The organism is Cupriavidus sp. LA-1 (genome assembly GCF_055385985.1).
The window spans coordinates 3,510,035-3,528,990 of the sequence record NZ_AP031387.1; the positions used below are offsets into that span (position 1 = coordinate 3,510,035).

An 18,956-nucleotide genomic window follows, 5' to 3' on the forward strand; every position below is an offset into this window, starting at 1 on the left:
CTCCAGCCGCCGGCGGGGCAGTCAGGCTCAGCGCCCGGCCGCGTCCACGGCGTGCTCCAGCGCGTCGATGAACATCGCCGCGACATGGAAGCCGGTCTGCTGGGTGATCTCCTGGAAACAGGTCGGACTCGTCACATTGACCTCGGTCAGGTAGTCGCCGATGACGTCCAGGCCCACCAGCAGCAGGCCCTGCTCCCACAAGCCCGGCGCCAGCGCCTCGGCAATCTCGCGGTCGCGCGCGCTCAGCTCCTGCGCACGGCCGGTGCCGCCGGCAGCCAGGTTGCCGCGCACTTCGCCGGCCATTGGCACGCGCGCCAGCGAATACGGCACCGGCACGCCGCCGATCAGCAGGATGCGCTTGTCGCCGTCCTTGATCGCCGGGATATAGCGCTGCACCATCAGCGTTCGGGCGCCGTCCTGGCCCAGCGTCTCGACGATCGCAGCCAGGTTCATGCCATCCTGGCCGACGCGGAACACGCCCATGCCGCCCATGCCGTCCAGCGGCTTGACGATGATGTCGCGATGCTCGGCGTGGAAGTCGCGGATGCGCGCCAGGTCGCGCGTGACCAGCGTCGGCGTGATGTATTCCGGATGCTGCGCAATCGCCAGCTTCTCGGAATGGTCACGGATCGCGCGCGGCTTGTTGAACACGCGCGCGCCCTGCGACTCGGCCAGCTCCAGCAGCCAGGTGCTGGTGACGTACTCCATGTCGAAGGGCGGGTCCTTGCGCATCAGCACGGCGTCGAAGGCCGACAGCGGCTCCAGCGCGCTGTTGCCCTCGCGGTACCAGGCGCCGTGGCCGCCATCGCCCGTCTCGCCGGTGAGGTGCAGGCGCGTGGCCACGGTTTCAACCGTGCGCCCGGACAGGGCCAGTTGCGGCTGCAGGCACCAGTACAGCTCGTGGCCGCGCGCGGCGGCCTCGGTCATCATGGCGTAGGTGGAGTCCTTGTAGGTCTTGAAGGTCTCCAGCGGATCGGTGATGAAGAGGATGCGCATGGGGGCTCAGATAATCGGGTTCGGGTCGGTCTTCTCGAGTTCCAGCGACGCCGCCAGCAAGGCCAGCCTGGCCACCACGCCATACATGTAGAAGCGGTTCGGCACCGCCGCGCCGGGCTTGGCGTGGCTGTCCGGAATGCCGTTGGGCGCGAACGCCAGCGGCACGAAATGCATGCCCGGGGCGTTCAGGTTCTCGTCGTTGCCGCGGCCGGTGTGCACGCGGTAGAAGCCGCCGACCACGTAGCGGTCGATCATGTACACCACCGGCTCGGCCACCGCTTCGTTGACCTTTTCGAAGGTGTGCACGCCTTCCTGGATGATGACGTCGCTGACCTCCAGGCCTTCCTTGACGACGCTCATCTTGTTGCGCTCCTTCCGGTTCAGGCCCTTGACCTCGGACGGATCGCGCACAGTCATGATGCCCATGCCGTAGGTGCCGGCATCGGCCTTGACCACCACGTACGGGGTTTCCTTGATGCCGTACTCGCGGTACTTCTTGGCCACCTTCTTGAGCACGCCCTCGACCGCATCGGCCAGCTCTTCCTCGCCCACGCGCTCGTGGAAGTCCACGCCGGTGCACCGGGCGAAGTACGGGTTGACCATCCACGGGTCGATGTCGATCAGCTTGGCGAACTTCTTGGCCACCTCGTCGTAGGCGGCAAAGTGGCTGCTCTTGCGGCGCGTGGACCAGCCGGCGTGCAGCGGCGGCAGCAGGTACTGCTCGTTGATGTTTTCCAGGATCGGCGGGATGCCGGCCGAGAGGTCGTTGTTGAGCAGGATCGAACAGGGATCGAAGTCCTTCAGGCCCAGGCGGCGGCCCTTGGTGCCCAGGCGCGCCAGCGGCTCGACCACCAGGGTCTGGCCGTCGGGCAGCTCGATCGGGGTCGGTTCGGTGATTTCCTCCGAGAGCGAGCCCAGGCGCACGTTCAGGCCAGCCTGGCGCATGATCAGCGACAGCCGCGCAACATTCTGCAGGTAGAACATATTGCGCGTGTGACGCTCGGGGATCAGCAGCAGGTTCTTGGCGTCGGGGCAGATCTTCTCGATCGCCGCCATCGCCGCCTGCACCGCCAGCGGCAGCATTTCCGGGGCCAGGTTGTTGAAGCCGCCCGGGAACAGGTTGGTATCGACCGGCGCCAGCTTGAAGCCGGCGTTGCGCAGGTCCACCGAGCAATAGAACGGAGGCGTATGCTCCTGCCATTCCAGCCTGAACCAGCGCTCGATGGACGGGGTGGCGTCCAGGATCTTCTTTTCCAGTTCGAGCAGCGGACCGTTCAGCGCGGTGATGAGATGCGGGACCATATCCATCCTATAGATCGTCTTAATCGTTCGCCCAGATTGTAGAGGAACGGCCAAACAGGCGCTGGCACACCCTTTATAAGGATATGCAGTGCCTGGCATAAGGGATAACGATATGGGGACGGGTGGCGCGAAATAAAGAGCCGGGCAGCAGGCAAAAAAGAAAGCGCGACGATGCCGCGCTTTGAAATGGCCTGACAGATACGGGGAGCGTTCTGCAGGTGGAGGAAACTGCCTCAAGGGCAATGTATGTGCCCCGCACATTAAAGACAATTGAAGCTTTTTAAGATCGGAGTTAAGCACTTAGCGAAGAAACCGCGCGCGGTGCGGGGGGATCGCCAGCCAGCCCTTGCCGGGGCTGCGCTGGCGGGTTTTGCCAGGCGCCACTGAACTCCTGCCGAAGCGTTCGGCGCATGCGTTGCCAGCCCCGGCCCAGCCACCAAATGTCTGCCATCGCACGCAACGCCGGAAAGAAAAAAGCCCGGCACGTTGCCGGGCAAAACTCCTGAGAGAAGATTCCCAATCAGCTCTCCAGCACAACCCCTTGGCGGTCAGACTTCATAGGCGGTCTCGCCGTGCGAGGTGATATCCAGGCCCTCGCGCTCTTCGTCTTCCGGCACCCGCAGGCCGATCAGCATGTCCACCAGCTTGTAGGCCACGAAGGCCACCACGGACGACCACACGATGGTGGTCAGCACGCCTTGGAACTGGATCCAGAGCTGGCCGGCGATCGAATAGTCGTCCGCCACCTTGTTGGTCACATAGTCATAGATGCCGGTGCCGCCCAGGCTCGGCGACGCAAAGACGCCGGTCAGCAGCGCGCCCAGGATACCGCCCACGCCGTGCACACCGAACACGTCCAGCGAGTCGTCCATGCCCAGCAGGCGCTTCAGGCCCGTCACGCCCCACAGGCACAGCAGGCCGGCGACCAGGCCGATCACGATCGAGCCCATCGGGCCGACGAAGCCTGCCGCCGGGGTGATCGCCACCAGGCCGGCCACCGCACCCGAGGCACCGCCCAGCATCGACGGCTTGCCCTTGCCGATCCACTCGCCGAAGGTCCAGGCCAGCACCGCGGCGCTCGTGGCCAGCAGCGTGTTGACGAAGGCCAGCGAAGCCGAACCGTTGGCTTCCAGCGCCGAACCGGCGTTGAAGCCGAACCAGCCGAACCACAGCAGCGAGGCGCCAACCATGGTGAAGGTCAGGCTGTGCGGACGGATCGCCTCTCGGCCGAAGCCGATGCGCTTGCCGAACATGAAGGCACCCACCAGGCCAGCCACGGCGGCGTTGATGTGCACCACGGTGCCGCCGGCGAAATCGAGCGCGCCCTTCTGGAACAGCCAGCCGCCCTTGGCCGTCGCGGCAGCGCCGGCGGCAGCGTCGGTGTAGGAATCCGGACCGGGCCAGAACCAGACCATGTGGGCAATCGGGAGGTAGGCAAAGGTGAACCACAGCACGACGAAGACCAGCACCGCCGAGAACTTGGCGCGCTCGGCAAAGGCACCGATGATCAGGCCGCAGGTGATCGCCGCGAAGGCGCCCTGGAAGGCGAAGTACGCCAACTCAGGCACCACCACGCCCTTGCTGAAGGTGGCTGCCACCGCGTCGGCGTTCAGCCCCTTCATGAAGAGCCGGTCCATGCCGCCGAAAAAGGCATTGCCCTCGGTGAAGGCAAAGCTGTAGCCGTAGATGGCCCATAGCAGCATCACCAGCGAGAAGATCACCAGGCACTGCATCAGCACCGACAGCATGTTCTTCGAACGCACCAGGCCACCGTAGAACAGCGCCAGGCCCGGCAGCGTCATGAGGATGACCAAGGCCGTCGAGACCAGCAGCCAGGCGGTGTCGCCCTTGTTGGGAACCGGCGCCGCCGGAGCAGCGGCTGCCTGTGCGGGCGCGGCGGCTGCCGGCGCGGCGGCGGGAGCTGCGGCGGCGGCCGCAGCCGGGGCTGCTGCAGGGGCGGCGGCAGCCGCCGGGGCCGAAGCCTCTGCCGCCGGCTTGTCCTGCGCGGCGGCCGGCGAGGACACGCCCACACCGGCCGTGCCGATGGCCAGCGCCATCGCGCCGGCCGTCAGGAATCGCTTGATCCAGGTTTTCATGTGATTAACCTCTGTCTCTATGTTGTCTTGGGTCACAGGGCATCGCCGCCGGTCTCGCCGGTGCGGATGCGGATGACCTGCTCGATCGGTGCCACGAAGATCTTGCCGTCGCCGATCTTGCCGGTACGGGCCGATTTCTCGACCGCCTCGATGGCGCGCTCGACCACGTCGTCGGGCACCGCCACCTCGATCTTCACCTTGGGCAGAAAGTCGACGATGTATTCTGCGCCACGGTACAGCTCGGTGTGGCCCTTCTGGCGACCGAAGCCCTTGACTTCGGTCACGGTGATGCCCGAGACACCAACGTCGGAAAGCGCTTCACGCACCTCGTCGAGCTTGAACGGTTTGATGACTGCGATGATCAGTTTCATCGGATTCTCCTGTGGGCAGGCCTACTGCGGCCCGCCCGCGCTGACGCTCAGTTAGAAAGTCTTGGTGAGGGAAGCCCACGCCGTGTTATTGCCGACGTTGTGGTTGTAGCTGTTCGTATAGAACGAGTCCTTGGCGTTGGTGCCAATATAGGCCAGTGCCAGCGAGAAGCCCTTGCCCAGGTCCTTGGTCAGGCCGAGCTTCCAGTCCAGGTACGAAGCGCCGCTGACGTGTTGCACGGTCTGGTAGCCGACATGCGCGTTCAGGGTCAGGTCCCAGATGTTCAGCGGCCAGTTGACGCTCAGGTCGACGTAGTTGCTGTACTTGCTCTGCGGGATGCCGAACAGGTTGGTCAACGCTTGCGAGTACTTCAGGAACACCGGGCCGTAGCCAATGCCGGCATACAGTTCGGTGGTGTAAGGACGCGTGCTGGTGTAGCCACCCGGATAGAAGTACTGCAGCGCGCCGACGTCGTAGTTGAACTCGAGCTCGTTCACCTTGAAGGTGTTCTTGTAGCCGCCGTAGAAATCCATTTCGATCGGCGCCGACACCGACTTGTCGGCATCCGAGATCCAGCTGATGCTGGAGTTCCAGTTGCCGATGTAGAAGCCGCTTTCGTGCGCGTAGTCGAAGCCGCCCTGAATGGCAGGACGGCGATTCCCCTGGCTCAGACCGCGATAGCGGTAGTCCGAGACCACCGACACGTTGGCCGTGAACGTATGCGGCGACGCCGGCTCGGCCGCTGGGGCAGCGGCAGGCGCGGCAGAGGGCGCCGCCGCGTCCGTGCTCTGCGCCAGGGCGCCGGCGGCGGCACTGGCCAGGACAACCGCGCTGACTGCTAGGGCCAACTTCTTCATGGATTTATTCTCCTATTCTTGGCTCGGATTTCGTTTGTTGGATTTCGGTGAGTCGTTGAGGCAGTTCGGCATCACTACTGCAACTGCCGTGCCAACCCCTCGGAAAACGGCGATCCATGCGGGGGCCGTGGCCCGCCCGTGACCAGAGCCAGACTTGAATCTGTGCTGCAGTGCAGCCAAATCAGGTTAAAAGGTGTGAACGCGGGGGCGCCGGAGCTTTCGCCCACGTGGCTCTGGGGCGATAATCGAGTCCTGACGGTGGCTGCGTAGCGCCAACGCATACAGGGTTCGCCCGCATTCAGGGCGCCCAATTCCTGTGCGAAAGCGTGCTATACGCCAGATGCCCACCCGGATTGGCACCAGTTAGGTGCACAAAGGAGAAACCATGAAACCGACCGATCTCTTCAACGACCTGCAGAACAAGGTCAGCGAGGCGCTGCGCAACTCGCCGGCAAGGGACATCGAAAAAAACGTGCGCAGCATGATGACCCAGGGCTTTGCCAGGCTCGACCTGGTGACGCGCGAGGAATTCGACGTCCAGTCGCAAGTGCTGGCCCGCACCCGAGCCCGCCTGGAGGAACTGGAAGGCCGCGTGGCGGAGCTTGAGCGCCGCGCCGGCATCCCGCCCGGCGCTGGTTCGGTAGACTCGACCGGGGGCGCGTGAGCACGCCGGTCCGGCACGATTCCCCCAGCCTGTCTGAAGGCCGCCAGTCATGGCGGCCTTTTTCGTTAACAGTTCGATGACATGAGCCTTGCCGTCCTTCGCAGCCGGGCACTGACCGGCATCGCCGCCCCGCCGGTGCGGGTCGAGACCCACCTTGCCAACGGCCTGCCGGCCTTCACCATCGTCGGCCTGGCCGACACCGGCGTGCGCGAAAGCCGCGAGCGCGTGCGCGCCGCCATCCTCAACAGCGGCTACGAGTTCCCCAATCGCCGCATTACCGTCAACCTGGCTCCGGCCGACCTGCCCAAAGAATCGGGCCGCTTCGACCTGGCCATCGCGCTGGGCATCCTGGCCGCCAGCGGCCAGATCCCGTCCGAGGCGCTGGATGCGCATGAGTTCGCCGCCGAGCTGTCCCTGTCCGGCGAGCTGCGCCCCGTGCGCGGCGCGCTGGCCATGGCGATGGGGCTGGCGCGCGACAACGCCGCCCGCGCGGCCGCCGGCGAGGCGCCACGCGCCTTCCTGGTGGCCGAGGGCAACGGCGCCGAAGCCGCGCTGATCGAAGACCTGGCCGTGCACGCCGCCGCCACGCTGCGCCAGGCCTGCGACCACCTCTGCCCCTTGCCCGACGCGCGCCTGCCCCGTGCCATGCCGCCCTTGCTGCCCGCCACCACGGAGCGCGGCCCCGACATGCGCGACGTGCGCGGCCAGGCCCAGGCGCGCCGGGCCATGGAAGTCGCCGCGGCCGGCCAGCATTCGGCATTGCTGGTGGGCCCGCCCGGCACCGGCAAGTCGATGCTGGCGCAGCGCCTGCCCGGGCTGCTGCCGCCGATGTCGCTGCAGGAAGCCCTGGAAACCGCCGCCATCATGAGCCTGACACCGGGCGGCTTCCGCACCGCGCTATGGGGCCAACGCCCCTGCCGCTCGCCGCACCACACCGCCTCGGGCCCGGCCATGGTCGGCGGCGGCGGCAACCCGCGCCCGGGCGAGATCTCGCTGGCGCATCACGGCGTCCTGTTCCTGGACGAGCTGCCCGAGTTTGACCGCAGGGTGCTGGAAGTCCTGCGCGAGCCGCTGGAATCCGGCCGCATCACCATCGCCCGCGCCGCGGGCCACGCCGACTTCCCCGCCTGCTTCCAGTTCGTGGCGGCGATGAACCCCTGCCCGTGCGGCTACCTCGGCCATCCCGACCGCCCCTGCCGCTGCACGCCCGACCAGGTGCGGCGCTACCAGTCCCGCATCTCCGGCCCCATGCTCGACCGCATCGACCTGCAGGTGGAAGTCCCCGCGCAGGACCAGGGCGAGATGCTCGACGGCCCGCCCGGCGAACCCAGCGCCACGGTGCGCGAGCGCGTGCTGGCCGCGCGCTCTCGCCAGTTAGCCCGGCAGGGCAAGCCCAACAATGAACTGAGCGGACGGGAGATCGAACAGCATTGCGCGATGGAACCGCAGGCGCAGGCATTGCTGCGCGGCGCGATGACACGGCTGGCGTGGTCGGCGCGCTCCTATTACCGCGTGCTGAAGGTGGCCCGCACCATCGCGGACCTGGAAGGCGCCGAGGTCTTGACCGCCGCGCATGTGGGCGAGGCGATCCAGTACCGGCGGGCGTTGCGGATGGCGGGCGGGTGAAGGCCTCGCCCTAACCCACCAGCGACGCCAGCGTCGCCGCTGCCACCGGATCCATCTCCTTCGGCACCTCGCGCCGCGCCAGGCATGCCTGCATGTCCGAGGCAATGGTCTTGCCCAGCTCCACGCCCCACTGGTCATACGCGTGGATGCCCCAGATCGCGGCCTGCACGAAGACCTTGTGCTCGTAGAGCGCGATCAGCGCGCCCAGCGATGCGGCGTCGAGCGTGACGAGCCAGAGCAGGCTGACCGGCACGTTGCCGGGGAAGGTGCGATGCGGCGCCAGCCGCGCGGCCTCATGCGGCGGCAGGCCGGAGGCCGACAGCGCGGCCAGGGTTTCGTCTTGCGTGCGCCCGCTGGACAGGGCGCTGGCTTGCGCCAGCAGGTTGGCCAGCACCAGCTGGTGATGGGTCCGGGCCTGTGGCAGCGGCACGTCGCAGTGGCGGGTGCCGATCAGGTCGGCGGGCACGAGGTGGGTGCCCTGGTGCAGCAGCTGGAAGTAGGCATGCTGGCCGTCCAGGCCCAGGCCGCCCCAGACGATGGGGCCGGTGGCATGGTCCACTACCCTGCCGCTTGCGTCCACGCGCTTGCCGCACGACTCCATGTCCTGCTGCTGCAGGTAGGCGGGCAGCCTGGCGAGCGGGGCCGCATAGGGGGCGACCAGTTGCGTGGGGGCACCCAGGAAATTGCGGTTCCAGATGCCGCACAGTGCCATCGCCACCGGCAGGTTCCGCGCCAGCGGCGCGCTGCGGAAGTGCGTGTCCATGGCGTGCGCGCCGTCCAGCAGTGCGCGGAACTGGCGCGGGCCGGCGGCGATCATCACCGGCAGTCCGATTGCCGACCACAGCGAATAGCGCCCGCCGACCCAGTCCCAGAAGCGGAACACCTGCTGCGGCAGGTAGCCCTCGGCGGCGGCACGCGCGGCGTTGGCGGTGATCGCGGCGAACTGCGCCGGCACTTGCTGCGCCGGGCAGCCGTGGTCCAGCAGCCATTGCCGCGCCGAGGCGGCATTGATCAGCGTGTCGTGCGTGGTGAAGGTCTTGGACGAGACCAGGAACAGCGTGGCGGCGGGCTCGGCCTGGCGCAGCACGGCGTATAGCTGCGCCGGGTCCGGGTTGGAGACGAAGTGCAGTTGCACGGCATGGCTCGCGTGCGCGGCCAGCGCCTCGCAGGCCATGCGCGGCCCCAGGTCGGAGCCGCCGATGCCGAGGCTGACTACATGCCGGATCGGCGCGCCGCCGAAGCCGCGCACGCGGCCTTCGCGCACGGCATCGGCAAAATCACAGGCGCGCGCCAGTTCGGCGTCGATTGCCGCCGCGAGCTGGCCGCCCCAGGGGGGATGCGCGTCGGCGCCACCGCGCAGCGCGACGTGCAGCACCGCACGGCCTTCGGTGGCGTTGACGGGCTCGCCGGCGAACATCGCGTCGCGCTGCGCTTCGATGCCCGCGTCTTGCGCCAGCGCCAGCAGCGCCTGATAAACGGCGCGGTTGATCCGTTGCCGCGTGAAGTCCAGTTCGATGCCGGCTGCGGACAAGCACGCGTAGTCGCCGCGGCCCGGCTCGTGCACCAGTTCACGCAGATGCGCCAGCGGCTGCGCCGCCAGCGCGGCGAGAGCCCGCCATGCGGGGCGTTCGGTCAACCGCATCATGCCTCCTCCGACCACTGCACGCCCTCGCGCGCCATGAACGCCGACGATGCCGCCGGCCCCCAGGTACCAGCGGTATAGGGGCGCGGGCCTTCATCCTGCTGGCGCCACGCTTCCAGGATCGGGTCGACCCAGGTCCAGGCGGCCTGCAGTTCGTCGCGCCGCACGAACAGCGCCAGCCGCCCGCGGATCACGTCGAGCAGCAGGCGCTCATAGGCTTCGGCGCGCCGGGTGGTGAAGGCCGAGTCCAGGTTCAGCGCCAGGCTCAGCGGCTTCAGCTTCATGCCCTCGCCCGGCTGCTTCACCATCAGCGTCAGCCGCACCGACTCTTCCGGCTGCAGCCGGATCACCATGCGGTTGGGCTGCAGCCTGCTGCCGGCATCGAAGATCGAATGCGGCACCCCGGCAAAGTTGATCACCACCTCGGTCACGCGCTCCTGCATGCGCTTGCCGGTGCGCAGGTAGAACGGCACCTTGTTCCAGCGCCACGTGCCCAGTTCGGCGCGCATCGCGACGAAGGTCTCGGTGCGGCTGTCCGTTGGAATGCCCTCCTCCTGCAGGTAGCCGCGCACCAGTTCGCCGGCGATGGCGCCCGCGGTGTACTGGCCGCGCACAGTGTTACGGCGTACGTCCTCGGGCGACATCGGCCGCAGCGAGCGCAGCACCTTGAGCTTCTCATCGCGCACCGCGTCGGAGGTGAGCGATGCCGGCGGCTCCATCGCCAGGATGCTGACCAGTTGCAGCAGGTGGTTCTGCACCATGTCGCGCATGGCGCCGGCCTCGTCGTAGAAGCCGCCGCGCGTGCCCACGCCCACGGTCTCGGCCACGGTGATCTGCACGCTGCACACGAACGGGGCGCGCCACAGCGGCTCGAAGATCGAATTGCCGAAGCGCAGCGCCATCAGGTTCTGCACCGTTTCCTTGCCGAGGTAGTGGTCGATCCGATAGGTGCGGTCCTCGCTGAAATAGCGGCTGACCACTTCGCCGATGCCGATGGCCGAGGCCAGGTCCACGCCCAGCGGTTTTTCCAGCACCAGCCGCGTGTCGTTGGCGATCAGGCCATGGCCGGCGAGGTTGTCGCAGGTGGCCGCGAACAATCCGGGCGGCATCGCCATGTAGTAGATTCGCAGCGCGTCCGGGCGCAACTGCTCGGCCAGCGCCGGATAGTCGCCGGACTGCGCGGCGTCCAGGTGCACGAATTCCAGCCGCTGCAGGAAGGTCTGCCATTTGGCAGGCTCCAGATAACGCGCATCGACAAACGGTTGCGCGCTCTGGTCGGCAAAACTGACAAAGGCCTCGCGGTCCCAGCGGTGCCGGCCCACGCCGATGATGCGGGTGCCGTCGGGCAGGTTGCCGTCGCGGTGGCACATATAGAGCGATGGCAGCAGCTTGCGCGCCGACAGGTCGCCGGCGCCGCCGAAGATGACGAGGTCCAGCGGCCGCGCGTCGGCAGTGGCGGTACGGGTGGTTTGCATGACGGACTCCTTGCTTGCCGGGGACGGCGTGGGGTGGTATCGGGGCAGGATGGGCCGGTTCAGCGCGTCTCTGTCACCTTGCGCAGGTACTGTGGCTGGTCGGGATTGCGTCCGCGCGCCAGGGCCAGCGCCTGCGCGGCGATATAGAAGCTCTGGATGGCGCAGACCGGATCGAGCAACGGATGGCCGGCCGGCGTAAGCGGCAACTCCAGTGGCTGCCCCGCATCAACCGTGCCAGGGGGCGCCGCCAGCAGCACGCGCGCACCCCGTGCGCGCATCTCGGCGGCCAGCGCCAGCAGCCCGGCCTGCTCCGGTCCGCGCGGCGCGAACACCAGCAGCGGGTAGCCGTCGCCGATGATTTCCATCGGACCGTGCCGCACTTCGGCACCGGAGAAGGCCTCGGCCTGGATGCCGGAGGTCTCCTTGAGCTTGAGCGCTGCTTCCTGCGCGATCGCCAGTCCCGCGCCCCGGCCCAGCACGATCATGCGCTCGGCGCCGCGCAGCGCGGGCACCAGCGCCGACCAGTCCTGCGCGGCCGCTTCCGTCAGGGCCGCCGGCAAGCCGTTGCAGGCGTCGAGCAGCTCGCGCTCGCCGCTGCGCGCGGCTTCGAGATGCCCCACCAGCAGCGCCGACATCGACAGCATGGCGATATAGCTCTTGGTCGCGGCCACGCTCTGCTCGGGGCCGGCGAGCAAGGGCAATTCATGCGCGCACGCCTGCGCCAGCGGCGAATCCGGGGCGTTGACCAGCGCCACGGTAGTGGCGCCGCCATCGCGCAGCGCCTGCATGGTCTCGACCAGGTCCGGGCTGCGGCCCGACTGCGAGAACGCCACCGCCAGCTGCCCGGCCACGCGCAGCGCGCTGTCATGCAGCGTCACCGTCGACATCGGCAATGAGGCCACCGGCACGCCCAGCCGGCGCGTGACCAGCGTGGCGAAGTAGCTGGCGGCGTGGTCAGAACTGCCACGCGCCACGGTCAGCGCGGCGGGCCAGGCCTGCGCAGCGAGTTGCGCGGCCAGCGCCGCCACGCGGGGCGCGTATGCCAACTGCGCGGCCACCACGGCCGGCGCGCTCAGCGCTTCTTCAAGCATTCTCGACACAGCATTCTCCTTCGACATAAACGGTACGCACCGACAGCGCGCGGTCCAGCACGACCACGTCGGCCCAGCAGCCCTCCGCGAGCATGCCGCGGTCGGCCATGCCCAGGTATTGGGCCGGATACAGCGACACGCGGCGCGACGCGTCGGCCAGGTCCAGCCCGATCGAGACAAAGTTGCGCAGGGCCTGGTCCATGGTCAGCACGCTGCCCGCCAGCGTGCCGTCGGCCAGGCGCACGCTGCCGCCGGCCTTGTAGACGGTCTGGCTGCCGAGGTGGTACACGCCGTCCGGCATGCCGGCGGCGGCGGTGGCGTCGGTCACCGCGTACAGCCGCGGGATCGCGCGCAGCGCGGCACGGATGGCGCCGGGGTGCACGTGCAGCAGGTCGGGGATCAGCTCGGCGAACTCGGCATGCGCCAGCGCCGCCGCCACCACGCCGGGCGCGCGGTGCTGCAGCGGCGTCATCGCGTTGAACAGGTGGGTGAAGCCGCTGGCGCCGGCGTCCAGCGCGGCCACTGCGTCCTCGTAGGTGCCCAGCGTGTGCCCCAGCTGCACGCGCACGCCGCGCGTGGCCAGCACGCGGATGATGTCGAGATGCCCCGGCAGTTCGGGCGCCAGCGTCACCACCTTCAGCGGCGCGGCGCCCAGGTACTGCTCCAGTTCTTCCGGCGTGGCGATCACCGAGGTATCCGGCTGCGCGCCCAGCTTGCCGGGGTTGATATACGGCCCCTCCAGGTGCACGCCCAGCATGCGCGCCGCGCCGGCCGGGCGCTGCGCGCAGGCGCGGTCAAGCGCCTGCAGTGCGGGCAGCAGCACGTCGTGCGGCGCGGTCATGGTGCTGCCCAGCAGGCTGGTGGTGCCGAAGCGCACATGCGCGCGCAGGATCACCGGCACCGCGGCCTCGCCATCCATGAAGTCCTTGCCGCCGCCACCGTGGTTGAGCAGGTCGACAAACCCCGGCAGCAGGTACGGGGCATCGTTGCCCGCGGGCGTGACCGGCACGCCCTCGATGCGCGCGATGCGTCCGTCCGGACCGGCATGGATCTCGCCGAAGATCCAGCCGGCCGGCGTCAGGATGTTTCCTTTCATGGCGATGCTCTCCAATTCATCTGCATCACCGGCCAGCCACCGTCAGAACAGGTGGATGATGCCGGCATAGGCGCCCTGCTGGTTGGCCCCGGCGCGCGGCATGGTGTCCGGCGACGCCTCCACCGAGAAGGTGGCATTGCGCGAGTTGAACACCGACGCCACCGTGCCATACAGCGAGGTGCGCTTCGACAAGTCATACTTTGCGCCCAGTGTGACAAGCGTGCCATGCCCCCCGCTCTTGTTCAGGGTGGCGTAGTAGACGCCGGACAGCAGCGTCAGCGCCGGCAGCACGCGGTAATTGGCGCCGACCCACGCCATCTGGCTGCGGGTGGCGGCGTACGGGTTCTCCGGCGTGGCCACGGTATCGCCCGAGGACACCGTCAGGTTGTAGCCGGCGAACAGGCGCAGGTTGTTCAGCGCGTAGCTGCCGCCCAGCGTGTACTGGCGCGAGCTGGCGTACAGGTTGTCCATGCGGCCCTGCGCGTCGCGCAGCTCTTCATAGATGCCGGTCAGGCTCAGGTTTCCCTGCGCGTACTTGACGGCGGCGCTGAGCTGCTTGCTGCTGTTGAAGCTGCCGGGGACGCCGTCGCTGCCGGCCTGCGCGCGCACGCTCAGGCCGCCCCACACCGGCGAGTTGTAGGTCACGGCATTGGGCCGCGAGCCCCAGTTGCGGCCATAGACCAGGGTGGCGACCGAGCTGGCCTGCAGGCCCATCGGGTCGATCGCGCCGCTCTCGTCGTCGGTCAGGCTCATGGCCCGACCCAGCAGCAGCGTGCCCCAGTCGTTGCTGGCCAGGCCCACTTGCGCGCGGCGGTTGAACAGCGGATCGGAGCGCCCGGTGCCGGAGGTGATCATGCCCTCCAGGTTGAACACCCCGCGCAGGCCGCCGCCAAGGTCTTCGGCGCCGCGCATGCCCCAGAAACTGACACCGTACTGGTTGCTGCCGAAGCGGAAGGTATCGACGTCGCCGCCCGGACGGGCGATGCCGTTGACATAGTCGAGGCCGGCCACGGCGCGGCCGTACAGGGTGATGCCGGTGCCGGCGGACTGGGCGCAGGCGCCCCCGGCGGACGCTGCGAGCAGCGCCGTCATTGCAATGCGTTTCACGATCAATGGCTCCTGGATAGGCAAACGGTATCCACCGGCGCGGCTGTCGTCGCGGCCGCCGTGGTGTTCTGGCCGATGGCTAGGTTCGACCGCAGCCGCGCACGGCTGCGGCGGCGGGGGTCAGGTGGGCATGGCTTGCAGCGCGCGCGCGAAGGCGGCCGCGTGTCCGTCCGCCGCATGGCCGAAGGCGATATGCGCGATGTCCTCGCCGATCCACATCAGCTGGCTGCCGGCAAGGTGGTCGGCACGCACCTGCCCGCGTTCGCGCACCACCACGCGCAGCCGCGTCAGTGCCACCACGCCGACCGAGGCGATATTGGCGGCACCACCGAGCGCGTCGATCCACCAGGCGGGATCGAAAGCGCCGGCAGCCGGCGCCTGCGCTGCGGCTGCGGCTGCGGGCGCAGCGGCGACAGCCGTACCTTGGGGCGCCTGCTGCAGTACTGCGCGGATGTCGCCGGCAATCTGCTCGGCCTGCGGCCCGATCACCACCTGCACCACATTGGGCGGGCGCCTGAGCACGCCGCGCACGCCCAGCGCCTTGAGCTGCGGCTCCGAAACCGCGCCGATATCGGCCACGTTCAGCCGCAGCCGCGTGGTGCAGGCATCGACCACGACCAGGTTGGCCGCACCGCCCAGCGCCTCGACATAGCGTTGCGCCTCGCTGCCGGCGGTCGGGTGCGCGGCGTCGCCAGCGGGCGCCACGGGCACGGCTTCGTCGCGGCCCGGCGTCAGCAGGTTGAAACGGCGGATGAAGCAGCGGAACAGCCCGTAGTAGACCAGCGCATAGGCCAGCCCCAGCGGAATCGCCAGCCAGCCGCGGCTGGACAGCCCGTAGCCCAGCACATAGTCGATCGCGCCGGCCGAGAAGGTGAAGCCCAGCCGGATATCGAGCGCATGGCACAGCGCCATCGACAGGCCGGTCATCAGCGCATGCAGGCCGTACAGCGCCGGCGCCAGGAACATGAAGCTGAACTCGATCGGCTCGGTGATGCCGGTCAGGAACGAGGTCAGCGCCATCGAGAACAGCATGCCGCCCACCAGCGCGCGCCGCGCCGGCGGCGTCTCGTGGTACATCGCCAGGCAGGCGGCGGGCAGGCCGAACATCATCACCGGGAAGAAGCCGGTCATGAACAGGCCCGCGCCCGGGTCGCCGGCAAAGTAGCGGTACAGGTCGCCCGATACCGCCGCGCCGGTGGCCGGGTCGGCATAGCTGCCGAACACGAACCACGCCAGGGTATTGATCAGGTGGTGCAGCCCGGTTACCAGCAGCAGCCGGTTCAGCAGCCCGAACACAAAGGCGCCGGCCGAGCCCGCCGTGGTCAGCCACGTGCCGGCCGCGTTGATGCCGGTCTGCACAGGCGCCCACGCGTAAGCCAGCACGATGCCCAGCAGCAGGCAGCACAGCGCGGTGACGATGGGCACGAAGCGCTTGCCGGCAAAGAAGCCCAGGTAGGAAGGCAGGTTGACATTGCGGTAGCGGTTATAGAGCCCGCCCGCCACCGCGCCGGCGACGATGCCGGCCAGCACGCCCATGTCGAGCGACTTGTCGATGGTCTTCATCACCGTGGTCAGCACCAGGTAGCCGATGGTGCCGGCCAGCGCCGCGGCGCCGTTGTTATCGCGTGCAAACCCCACCGCCACGCCGATGGCGAACAGCAGCGCCAGGTTGGCAAAGACCGCGTTGCCGGCCTCGGCCATCAGCCTGATGTCGAACACATCGGGCTGGCCCAGGCGCAGCAGCAGGCCGGCCACGGGCAGCACCGCAATCGGCAGCATCAGCGTGGCGCCCAGGCGCTGCACCCTGGGTAACAGGTCCATCTTCATTGGCGTTCTCCGAATCTGTGCGCTTGTGGCGCGTGTTGGCTTGGGTGGACCGGCGCTCAGGCCGGCCAGTAGCCGCGGCAAGCATCGCGTACCGCGGCAGCCGATGGCAGCCGCAGCAGTTCGCCAGCGCGCTGGCGGCAGTCCTCGTGTGAAAGCGTGCGCACCCGCGCCTTGACGCCCGGCACCAGCCCGGCGTCAACGGAAAGCTCGGTCACGCCCAGCCCGACCAGCACCGGCACGGCCAGCGGGTCGCCGGCCAGCGCGCCGCACACGCCCACCCAGCGCCCGTGGCGCGCGGCGCCCTCGGTGGTGGCGGCGATCATGCGCAGCACGGCGGGATGCAGGCCATCCATGCGTGCCGCCAGTTCCGGCTGGCAGCGGTCCATGGCCAGCGTGTACTGGGTCAGGTCATTGGTGCCGATCGAGAAGAAGTCGGCGTGCTCGGCCAGCTGGTCGGCCAGCAGCGCGGCGGACGGGACTTCGATCATCACGCCGACCTCGATGGCGGGATCGGCGCCCGCTTCGGCCGCCAGCGCGCGGATGCGTTCGCGCCAGGCCAGCAGTTCGCCGACCTCGCTGACCATCGGCAGCAGGATGCGCAGCGGCGCCTTCGCGCGCACGGCCAGCAGGCCGCGCAGTTGCTCATCCAGCAGCTGCGGGCGCACCTGCGCCAGGCGCACACCGCGCAGGCCCAGCGCGGGGTTGTCTTCAGGGGGCAGGTGCAGCCAGGCGGCGTCCTTGTCGCCGCCGATATCGAGCGTGCGCACAATTGCGCTGCGGCCGTCCAGGGCATCGGCGATGGCCTGGCAGCTGGCGGTGTGGTCGGCCGCAGCGGGCGCGGCGTCGCCGTGCAGAAACAGCAGCTCGGTGCGCAGCAGGCCGACGGCATCGGCGCCATGCGCGACCGCATCGCGGGCGTCGTCGACGCTGGCGATATTGGCGGCCACTTCAATGCGCACGCCGTCGCGCGTGCTGGCCGCGGCGTGCGCGGCGCGCAGGTCGGCCTCGCGCTGCTGCGTGCGCAGTTTGACCGCACCGGCGGCGGCGGCCAGCAGGTGCGGATCCGGGCTGGCTTGCAGGCACGCGTTGTCGCCGTCGGCAATCACCGGCGTACCGTCCGGCAAGCGCTCCAGCGCGTTGCCCAGCGCCACCAGGCACGGCATGCCGAGCTGGCGCGTGATGATGGCGGCGTGCGAGGTCGGGCCCCCGCGCACCATCACCAGCGCGGCCACGCGGCCGCGGTCCAGTCCGGTCAGGTCGGAGGGCGTGAATTCTTCGGCCGCCAGCACGACGGGTTGGCCGTCGGCGGCCGCGGGAAGATTGGCGGGATGGGCGGGAGCACTGCCCGCCGGGGCCAGCGCGCGCAGCACGCGCTTCTGCAAGTCGAGCAGGTCGCCGGCGCGCTCGGCCATGCGGCGGTCGGCCATTGCCGACAGCGTCGCGGCTTCGGCACGGGTGGCCTCGCGCCACGCAAAGCCCGCGCTCTTGCCGGCTTCGATCATGGTATCGGCGGCGGCGAGCAGCGCCGGGTCGTCCAGCAGCGCGCGATGCATGGCGAGGATGCCGGCCTCGGCGCCGGCGCGGCGCGCGCTGGCGGCTTCGCTCTCGTGCGCCAGCCGGGCGTCCACCGCCGCCAGCGCGGCGCGCAGGGCCGCGCGCTCGGCGCCCGCGCCCTGGCCGGCCTCGTCCGGTTCCTGGACCGCCTCGCGCCACCAGTGCAGCGGGCCGATGGCGATGCCGGGGGCGGCGGCCACGCCGGCCAGGCATCCCGGCGGCAAATCAGTGCCAGGCCCTGGCTGGGCCGGCGCTGCGTCGATCGTGGCTACGGCTTCCTCTTCGCCCGCGCCGGCGCGCTGCAGTTCATGCGCGACTGCGTCGAGCGCGGCGCCGGCATCGCGCCCGCTGGCGACCAGCTCGACGGCGGCGCCCTCGCCGGCGGCAAGGGCCATCAGCGCCACCAGGCTGGCCAGGCTGGCCTGGCGCCCGCCGTAGTGCAGCGCCACGGTGGCGTCCAGGCCGCGCACGGCTTCGCGCGCCCGTGCGGCGGGCCGGGCATGGAGGCCGCCAGGGCAGGCCAACGTGACCGTGCGCCGTTGTTCGGCCGGAGCCGCGCTATCGGCTTGCGGCGCGCGCGCTGCAGCACCCGCGGCACGGACTTGCAGTACCACCGTGCAGCCAGCCTCGGCCTGGGCCGCGTCGGTGCGGCCAGTGACGGTGTAGGCATCGCCGTTGGCGATTGCCATCACCGTCACCAGGCTGGGTGCCCGCTGCGCCACGCGGTCGACATCGAAGCGGATCAGCGCGTCGCCCTGGCGCACGGCGGCGCCCTGGGCCACGCAAGGCGCAAAGCCTTCGCCGCGCAGCGACACGGTATCGATGCCGACATGCAGCAGCACCTGCGCCCCGCATGGCGCCTGCAGCGTCAGCGCGTGGCCGGTCGCGGCCAGGTGCACGACAGTGCCGTCGCAAGGCGCCACCAGCGTATCGCCCAGCGGGTCGATGGCCAGGCCGTCGCCGAACATGCCGTCGGCAAAGACCGGGTCCGGCACCGCCGCAAGGGGAAGCAGCACTCCGCTCACCGGAGCCCGCAGCAACAGGGTTTCGCTCGTCTCAGCCATCTCGCTTCCAGGAATCGGGGCAGCCGGTGCGGGAATGCGACGGCGCCAGCGTCACGGGAAAGATAGACGGCCACTGACAATAAAAATACCAGTGAAAACCACTACGCCATATTTGTATCTAAGTGGCATCTTTATTGAGCCAAAACAAAGTGGCACTTACAGCCCCTGTGAAACCGCCTGATTCATCACA

14 protein-coding genes are annotated in these 18,956 nt (G+C 69.1%); 2 read left to right on the forward strand and 12 right to left on the reverse strand.

Features of this window, described 5'->3' with window-relative positions; translation table 11 throughout:
• Positions 1-27: 27 nt before the first annotated feature.
• The 5 genes from gshB to ACZ5MJ_RS16445 all read right to left on the reverse strand — a co-directional run bounded on the left by gshB (position 28) and on the right by ACZ5MJ_RS16445 (position 5,620).
• The gene (gene gshB, locus ACZ5MJ_RS16425) at positions 28-996 is read right to left on the reverse strand and encodes a glutathione synthase (RefSeq protein ID WP_464220756.1); all 969 of its coding nucleotides are present in this window, start codon (positions 994-996) and stop codon (positions 28-30) included.
• Between the two features lie 6 nt (positions 997-1,002).
• A complete protein-coding gene (gene gshA, locus ACZ5MJ_RS16430) occupies positions 1,003-2,298 on the reverse strand; it encodes a glutamate--cysteine ligase (RefSeq protein WP_039010669.1) in 1,296 nt (431 codons plus the stop codon).
• Positions 2,299-2,846: 548 nt separating this feature from the next.
• A complete protein-coding gene (locus ACZ5MJ_RS16435) occupies positions 2,847-4,394 on the reverse strand; it encodes an ammonium transporter (protein ID WP_464220759.1) in 1,548 nt (515 codons plus the stop codon).
• A 32-nt stretch (positions 4,395-4,426) separates the two neighbouring features.
• Positions 4,427-4,765: a P-II family nitrogen regulator gene (locus ACZ5MJ_RS16440; RefSeq protein WP_010814843.1), complete on the reverse strand. Its 339-nt coding sequence runs from the start codon at positions 4,763-4,765 to the stop codon at positions 4,427-4,429.
• Between the two features lie 51 nt (positions 4,766-4,816).
• Positions 4,817-5,620 (reverse strand): TorF family putative porin, encoded by an 804-nt coding sequence (locus tag ACZ5MJ_RS16445; protein ID WP_464220762.1) that lies wholly within the window; start codon positions 5,618-5,620, stop codon positions 4,817-4,819.
• A gap of 385 nt (positions 5,621-6,005) precedes the next feature.
• On the opposite strand from ACZ5MJ_RS16445, the gene ACZ5MJ_RS16450 reads away from it, so the two are divergent.
• Positions 6,006-6,284 carry an accessory factor UbiK family protein gene (locus ACZ5MJ_RS16450; protein ID WP_018313129.1) on the forward strand — a complete coding sequence of 93 codons (279 nt, stop codon included), beginning with the start codon at positions 6,006-6,008 and terminating at the stop codon, positions 6,282-6,284.
• 81 nt (positions 6,285-6,365) lie between these two features.
• Positions 6,366-7,910: a YifB family Mg chelatase-like AAA ATPase gene (locus tag ACZ5MJ_RS16455; RefSeq protein WP_464220764.1), complete on the forward strand. Its 1,545-nt coding sequence runs from the start codon at positions 6,366-6,368 to the stop codon at positions 7,908-7,910.
• Positions 7,911-7,920: 10 nt separating this feature from the next.
• Here ACZ5MJ_RS16455 and pgi read toward each other — a convergent pair whose 3' ends face one another.
• The 7 genes from pgi to ptsP form a co-directional block, all read right to left on the reverse strand.
• Positions 7,921-9,555, reverse strand: a complete 1,635-nt coding sequence (gene pgi, locus ACZ5MJ_RS16460; protein ID WP_464220766.1) for a glucose-6-phosphate isomerase — start codon at positions 9,553-9,555, stop codon at positions 7,921-7,923.
• Complete coding sequence (gene zwf, locus ACZ5MJ_RS16465; protein WP_464220767.1) at positions 9,552-11,027, reverse strand: glucose-6-phosphate dehydrogenase; 1,476 nt, start codon at positions 11,025-11,027, stop codon at positions 9,552-9,554. The genes pgi and zwf overlap by 4 nt, the downstream gene beginning before the upstream one ends.
• 59 nt (positions 11,028-11,086) lie before the next feature.
• Complete coding sequence (locus ACZ5MJ_RS16470; protein ID WP_464223743.1) at positions 11,087-12,118, reverse strand: SIS domain-containing protein; 1,032 nt, start codon at positions 12,116-12,118, stop codon at positions 11,087-11,089.
• Positions 12,111-13,214 carry an N-acetylglucosamine-6-phosphate deacetylase gene (gene nagA / locus ACZ5MJ_RS16475; RefSeq protein ID WP_464220768.1) on the reverse strand — a complete coding sequence of 368 codons (1,104 nt, stop codon included), beginning with the start codon at positions 13,212-13,214 and terminating at the stop codon, positions 12,111-12,113. Before nagA ends, ACZ5MJ_RS16470 begins: the two co-directional genes overlap by 8 nt.
• A gap of 42 nt (positions 13,215-13,256) precedes the next feature.
• Positions 13,257-14,321 carry a porin gene (locus tag ACZ5MJ_RS16480; RefSeq protein WP_464220769.1) on the reverse strand — a complete coding sequence of 355 codons (1,065 nt, stop codon included), beginning with the start codon at positions 14,319-14,321 and terminating at the stop codon, positions 13,257-13,259.
• 120 nt (positions 14,322-14,441) lie between these two features.
• Positions 14,442-16,148 (reverse strand): N-acetylglucosamine-specific PTS transporter subunit IIBC, encoded by a 1,707-nt coding sequence (gene nagE / locus ACZ5MJ_RS16485; RefSeq protein WP_464220770.1) that lies wholly within the window; start codon positions 16,146-16,148, stop codon positions 14,442-14,444.
• Between the two features lie 56 nt (positions 16,149-16,204).
• The gene (gene ptsP / locus ACZ5MJ_RS16490; RefSeq protein ID WP_464220771.1) at positions 16,205-18,766 is read right to left on the reverse strand and encodes a phosphoenolpyruvate--protein phosphotransferase; all 2,562 of its coding nucleotides are present in this window, start codon (positions 18,764-18,766) and stop codon (positions 16,205-16,207) included.
• Positions 18,767-18,956: the final 190 nt, after the last annotated feature.

What these genes read in the sequence shown, in the direction of transcription:
- gshB (WP_464220756.1), bottom strand. Translation starts at nt 996, where the DNA reads ATGCGCATCCTCTTCATCACCGATCCGCTGGAGACCTTCAAGACCTAC.
- gshA (WP_039010669.1), bottom strand. Translation starts at nt 2,298, where the DNA reads ATGGTCCCGCATCTCATCACCGCGCTGAACGGTCCGCTGCTCGAACTG.
- ACZ5MJ_RS16435 (WP_464220759.1), bottom strand. Translation starts at nt 4,394, where the DNA reads ATGAAAACCTGGATCAAGCGATTCCTGACGGCCGGCGCGATGGCGCTG.
- ACZ5MJ_RS16440 (WP_010814843.1), bottom strand. Translation starts at nt 4,765, where the DNA reads ATGAAACTGATCATCGCAGTCATCAAACCGTTCAAGCTCGACGAGGTG.
- ACZ5MJ_RS16445 (WP_464220762.1), bottom strand. Translation starts at nt 5,620, where the DNA reads ATGAAGAAGTTGGCCCTAGCAGTCAGCGCGGTTGTCCTGGCCAGTGCC.
- ACZ5MJ_RS16450 (WP_018313129.1), top strand. Translation starts at nt 6,006, where the DNA reads ATGAAACCGACCGATCTCTTCAACGACCTGCAGAACAAGGTCAGCGAG.
- ACZ5MJ_RS16455 (WP_464220764.1), top strand. Translation starts at nt 6,366, where the DNA reads ATGAGCCTTGCCGTCCTTCGCAGCCGGGCACTGACCGGCATCGCCGCC.
- pgi (WP_464220766.1), bottom strand. Translation starts at nt 9,555, where the DNA reads ATGATGCGGTTGACCGAACGCCCCGCATGGCGGGCTCTCGCCGCGCTG.
- zwf (WP_464220767.1), bottom strand. Translation starts at nt 11,027, where the DNA reads ATGCAAACCACCCGTACCGCCACTGCCGACGCGCGGCCGCTGGACCTC.
- ACZ5MJ_RS16470 (WP_464223743.1), bottom strand. Translation starts at nt 12,118, where the DNA reads ATGCTTGAAGAAGCGCTGAGCGCGCCGGCCGTGGTGGCCGCGCAGTTG.
- nagA (WP_464220768.1), bottom strand. Translation starts at nt 13,214, where the DNA reads ATGAAAGGAAACATCCTGACGCCGGCCGGCTGGATCTTCGGCGAGATC.
- nagE (WP_464220770.1), bottom strand. Translation starts at nt 16,148, where the DNA reads ATGAAGATGGACCTGTTACCCAGGGTGCAGCGCCTGGGCGCCACGCTG.
- ptsP (WP_464220771.1), bottom strand. Translation starts at nt 18,766, where the DNA reads ATGGCTGAGACGAGCGAAACCCTGTTGCTGCGGGCTCCGGTGAGCGGA.